The organism is Nocardia sp. NRRL WC-3656 (genome assembly GCF_000720265.1).
GTDB classification, from domain to species: Bacteria; Actinomycetota; Actinomycetes; order Mycobacteriales; family Mycobacteriaceae; genus Nocardia; species Nocardia nova.
In genome coordinates this window covers 1-252 of record NZ_JOJF01000142.1, presented here as the reverse complement: position 1 = coordinate 252, position 252 = coordinate 1, and the positions used below count along the sequence as shown (strand labels likewise).

General features: G+C 69.8%; 1 protein-coding gene. It reads right to left on the bottom strand.

The genetic code is table 11. The annotated features are described in order from the left end of the window. Positions 1-252 (bottom strand): hypothetical protein (locus IG65_RS38840; RefSeq protein WP_036526745.1); only part of this gene is annotated, 252 nt, incomplete at both ends.

The window sequence follows — 252 nt, the reverse complement described above, 5'->3', positions numbered from 1 at the left end:
GTCCACATCGCTGAGTCCTGCACGCTCGCGCGCCTTCGCGGGGGCGGTGGCCTCGACATGTTGCCGCAGCGCCTCGGCCGTGGCGGGCGCGATACCGGCTCGATTCAGCAGTTCGCGCACCGGATCGGTGGCACCGTTGCGTTCGAGTTCGGTGATCTGGTTCGTGACGGCCGGAGCCGGGATTCCCAGCAATCCGGCCAGCCGTGTCGCTTGGTCCGCCGGCTCGTCCGGGCGAGTGAAGTCGGGTTCGCC